The organism is Billgrantia kenyensis, from assembly GCF_013697085.1.
Taxonomy (GTDB): Bacteria; Pseudomonadota; Gammaproteobacteria; order Pseudomonadales; family Halomonadaceae; genus Halomonas; species Halomonas kenyensis.
Genome location: NZ_JACEFT010000015.1, coordinates 1 through 4,358, shown reverse-complemented (window position 1 = coordinate 4,358; position 4,358 = coordinate 1). Strand labels below are relative to the sequence as shown.

The window sequence follows — 4,358 nt, the reverse complement described above, 5'->3', positions numbered from 1 at the left end:
CACAAGGTGGTACTCGAAGCCGGCAGCGAAATGACGCTCAACGCTGGCGGCAGCTTCCTCAAGCTCGACGGCGGCGGCGTCACGCTGGTCGGACCCAAGGTCAAGATCAACGCCGGTGGCAGCCCCGGCTCCGGTAGCGGCCCGGCCGTCGAGACACCGCTGCTGCCGGGCAGGGCAGTGCCGGAGGAGCATGAGGACGTCACCCTCGAGCCCAACCGACAGCCCACCGCGTTTGCCGAAACGGAAGGCCAGGTACTGGCACTTCAGCGAGCGGCCAGCAGCGGCAAGGCACTTTGCGATATCTGCGCCGATACGCTCAAGTCGCCGGGAGGCCGCCAGTGAGTACGTTACCTGCCTGCACCCATATCCTGCTGGACGCGGCACTGCCCGAGCTGCGTCGGCAGTGGTATCGCCGCTCGCCTCACAGCACCAGCAGCGTGGCGCTCTATGTGGGTACGCCCTTCGCCCACCTGCTGGAAGTCTCGCCCATCGTGGCAAGAACCTCTCCGGCCGACCCCTTTCTGAAGTGGCTACTCGATGACCGCCCCACGCTCAACTGGGGGCTGCTGCTGGCCAGCCAGGCAACGCCCGAGGCACTGGCCACGCACTACCGCCGCTGGCTGACGATCCTGAACCCGCAAGGCGACGAAGTCCTCTTCCGCTTCTACGACCCGGACGTGCTGCCGCACTTCCTCGATGCCTTCGACGGCCGCGAATACCGCCAATGGTTCGGTCCCGTCACGGCCGTCAATTACCGCTCTGCTGGTGGCTTCACTGCGCGACATGCTGCTGAGCACCCAGAGGCAGAGCGCGTTCCGGCCCCGTTACCGGCAGCGCCGTGGTGGAAAATCCAACCACGCCACCAACGCGCATTACGACCGCTTTATCGCCAAGAGCTGATTCACGATACCCAGCAGCGGCTGCTGCTCGAAGCCGGTGCCTGGTTGATGCATCTGGACAGCCCCAGCATCAAGGCGAGAGTGGCCGATGCCGTGGATCGCCTGACGGCGCTCAACGCCGATACCCTACCCAGCCGTGACGAAGCCGCGCATTTCTGTCTGCTGGCGGTGACCAGCTGTTCGCACCCGGAACGGCGTGACGACTTTCAGCAGGACCTGGCACGGCACGGCCTGACGGCAACCCTCGCCAACTGGCAAGCCCATGCCTACGGCAAGCTGCCCGACCGCCACCACCATGATCCCGCTTGGCTGCCCGAAGGCCCCCAGATGGGCCCAGCATCACGAGAAGGAACGCATTCATGAGCGACACCGGCGCCCAGCAGTGCCCGCTGGACAACGACATTGAAAGCCGCCTGAGCATCGTCTGCAGTTTCGTCTGTACCTGCAACGAGGTGCCCAACAAGGGCAGCGGCGGCATCAATCTCAAGCAGAGCTGCGTCGATGTAGGCATCCAGAGACTCAATGAGACCTGCGACACCGGCCTGCGCGTGCAGGTACCCTACTATATGGGGAGTGCGCCGCCCTCACCACTGCTGCTGAAGGATGCAGAGGGCCTGGAGACGATAGAGCCGATCCGCAACTTCGGCCACTCCATCAATCGTATCGTACGTATGAAACGTGACGGGGCCTTGCTGACCGAAACGGCAAAGAACCGGGAGGAAGGCTATACCCGTGGCGAATTGCGCATACCTGATGCCGTAGCACTCCGTGACCCCAACGGCCGCCCCACTCAGGACAACCTGTTGGGTGTCATCGAGGTCAAGTTTCCGCCGGATGATTGGGGACCGGGACAAGAGGTAGCTTACCGAGATATAGCTGGTGGCAGAGATAAGCTCAAACTACTCACGCCAGAACGATGTAGCTGTGATGGCCCTCGACAGACAGAATACGAGACGGATACCCAGCCTGCCATGGAGATCTACCATGACCGGCTGGAGGAGAAAGGTATTTCATGGGGCCAGGTTGCCATTGGTGCCGGCATGGTAGCGGCTGGCGCCGCCGTAACTTACTTTTCAGCAGGGACAGGCTCGTTGGCAGGTGGGCAGGCAGTGCGACAGGGTGCCAGTATGATAGCGGCAGGAATGGGGCTGGGCACGGCGGCCGCCTGGTGACACAAGGAGACATATCAATGGCTGAGCCACTAGATTTCGATCAACTTCTGACTGTTGAAACTGACGACGGCGTGCTGTTCAAGATCTGCCTGGGCGTGGCGTTATTCTTTACCGGCTCGCAGCAGGAAGAGAAACGCCAGGCTGTGCTGGAAATTCTTGCAGACTACCGCGATCTGGTCGGGGACAAACTAACATGGACCACCAACCCTAGCACTGGCAAGTGGAAGAAGCTTAAGGGGTTCGATAGCTATATCACTCCTTTCGACTGGCTGCCTAGCCATGGGCGCGGCGAATGGGAGTTGGTTTACCATGGTGGTCAACGTCCCAGCGATGCAAATGAATATGGCCTGGTATCGCTGGGTCGTCTTAGAGACGATGATCTAAGCTATCTTTATTGTCAGTTTCCTATTGATTTTTTTATCGAGCGTGAAGATAAGCTGCCCGAGCATGTACAGCGCTGGTGCGACAAGCTGAAGCCTGATCAAGGCTATGCGGGTTTCTGGCTAGGGAGGTCTTATGGCCATGAAAGAAGTGATGAGGCTTCTATTCTTGAATATCGTTTTGGGCAGCGCTTTCCTGGCCTTCAAATAAATAATTTTTCTGAGCACGTATTTAACTTACATCAAGGTCCCAAGGGCGTCGACTGGCTGACCATTCTCTCCGACCGTTGGCTAGAACGGCTTGGTGGCATGGAGCGCATCAAGGAGGCAATGGGTGAGCTGCCGGTGCTCGAGTACGACGGCGGCGCTATCCTTCGTGCAGGCCCCATGCCCCAGCTTGGCGACAGCGAAGATCCCGAAGTCAATGCAGCACTGGCCGATTACCGTCGTGTTGCTGCCATTATCGAGCCGATCCGTGTCAAGGATCATCAAGCTATCCATTCTTCGCTGATGCCCAGCAATCGTCACGAAAAATATTTCAATGAGCCTGAGTACCAGGCCTGGCTGGCGCGCTTTAGCCCGCTGGGAGGTCAGCCATGAGCGAGCCAACAGCGAGCGGCGCAACGTTTGCCCTGGAGTGGTTCCCCAAGCAGCTGTTCCCCGACATCGAACTCGAGCGGGTGGAGATCGCGAACACGGCCATTCGAGTGATCTGCCGCGACGGCGACTGGTCGCTGCAATCGGATATCACCCCCTTTTGGGGGCCGGGCACCATGGTCTTTCATACCCAGGGCGAGGTCGAGGTGCGCATTCAGGAGGGAGAGAGCTGGCCGCTGGTGGAGCACAAGCTGGCCGAGGAGAAGTTGCTGCCCCATTTCCACACCCTGGAACTGATCGAGCGCGGCGAGCCCTGGCGCCTGCGCGGCCGGGCCGGCGAGCAGCATGCGGTGGTGGAACTGCGCGGCGAGATTACCGCCATCACCTGGCATGCCGACCAGGCCTGACGCATGGAGACCGCTATGGCAGGGATGCCTGACGTAATCAACGCACCTCGCGACCAGTTGCTCACCGTCGAAACGGACCACGGCGTGCTGTTCAAAATTTGCCTGGGCGTGGCACTGTTCTTCAAAGGCGACCAGCAGGAAGAGAAGCGCCAGGCAGTGCTGGATATTCTGGCCGACTACCGCGATCTGGTCGGCGATCAGCTCACCTGGACCACCAATCCCACTACCGGCAAGTGGAACAAACTCAAGGGCTTCGATAGCTATATCACCCCCTTCGACTGGCTGCCCACCTATGGGCGCGGCGAATGGGAGTTTGCCTACCATGGCGGCAAGCTGCGTAGTGATGCGGATAATCATAGTTTCGTCGTGCTGGGGACAGGTCATGACGACAACATCAGCTATCTATACTGCCAGTTCCCTATCGATTTCTTTATCGAGCGGGAGGATAAGCTGCCTGCTCTGGTGCAGCGCTGGTGTGTCAAGCTAAAGCCCGAGCATGGCTATGCCGGTTTTTGGCTTGGCCGCTCTTTTGGCTACGCAAAAAGCGATGAGGCGGTAATTCTCGAATACAGATTTGGCAAGCGTTTTCCTGGATTGCAAATTAATAAATTTACCACGCATTCCTTAAACCTGCATCGAGGCCCCAAAGGCGTCGACTGGCTGACCATTCTCTCCGATTCGTGGTTGGAACGACTGGGTGGCCTTGAGCATGTCAAGGCCGAGATGGATGACCTGCCGGTATTGGACTATAACGGCGGTGCCATCCTGCGCGCCGGCCCCATGCCACAGCTCGGCGATAACGAAAACCCTGACCTCGATGCCGCCCTGGCCGACTACCGACGTGTCGCCGCCATCATCGAGCCGATTCGCATCAAGGATCATCAGGGTATTCATCCACGCTTG

5 protein-coding genes and 1 pseudogene are annotated in these 4,358 nt (G+C 59.5%); all 6 read left to right on the top strand.

What is annotated here, in order from left to right; translation table 11 throughout:
- Nucleotides 1–342: pseudogene (locus H1D44_RS21010) on the top strand (DUF2345 domain-containing protein); the annotation flags it as partial.
- A complete protein-coding gene (locus H1D44_RS12670; protein WP_181515228.1) occupies nucleotides 339–1,262 on the top strand; it encodes a DUF4123 domain-containing protein in 924 nt (307 codons plus the stop codon). The pseudogene H1D44_RS21010 and the gene H1D44_RS12670, both read left to right, overlap by 4 nt.
- Nucleotides 1,259–2,071, top strand: a complete 813-nt coding sequence (locus H1D44_RS12665) for a hypothetical protein (RefSeq protein WP_181515227.1) — start codon at nucleotides 1,259–1,261, stop codon at nucleotides 2,069–2,071. Before H1D44_RS12670 ends, H1D44_RS12665 begins: the two co-directional genes overlap by 4 nt.
- Before the next feature lie 17 nt (nucleotides 2,072–2,088).
- Entirely contained in the window at nucleotides 2,089–3,051 is a 963-nt protein-coding gene (locus H1D44_RS12660) for a type VI immunity family protein (RefSeq protein WP_181515226.1), read from the top strand.
- Nucleotides 3,048–3,455: a hypothetical protein gene (locus H1D44_RS12655; protein ID WP_181515225.1), complete on the top strand. Its 408-nt coding sequence runs from the start codon at nucleotides 3,048–3,050 to the stop codon at nucleotides 3,453–3,455. Before H1D44_RS12660 ends, H1D44_RS12655 begins: the two co-directional genes overlap by 4 nt.
- A 15-nt stretch (nucleotides 3,456–3,470) precedes the next feature.
- Nucleotides 3,471–4,358: type VI immunity family protein (locus tag H1D44_RS12650; protein WP_181515224.1), on the top strand; the 888-nt coding region annotated here is incomplete at its 3' end.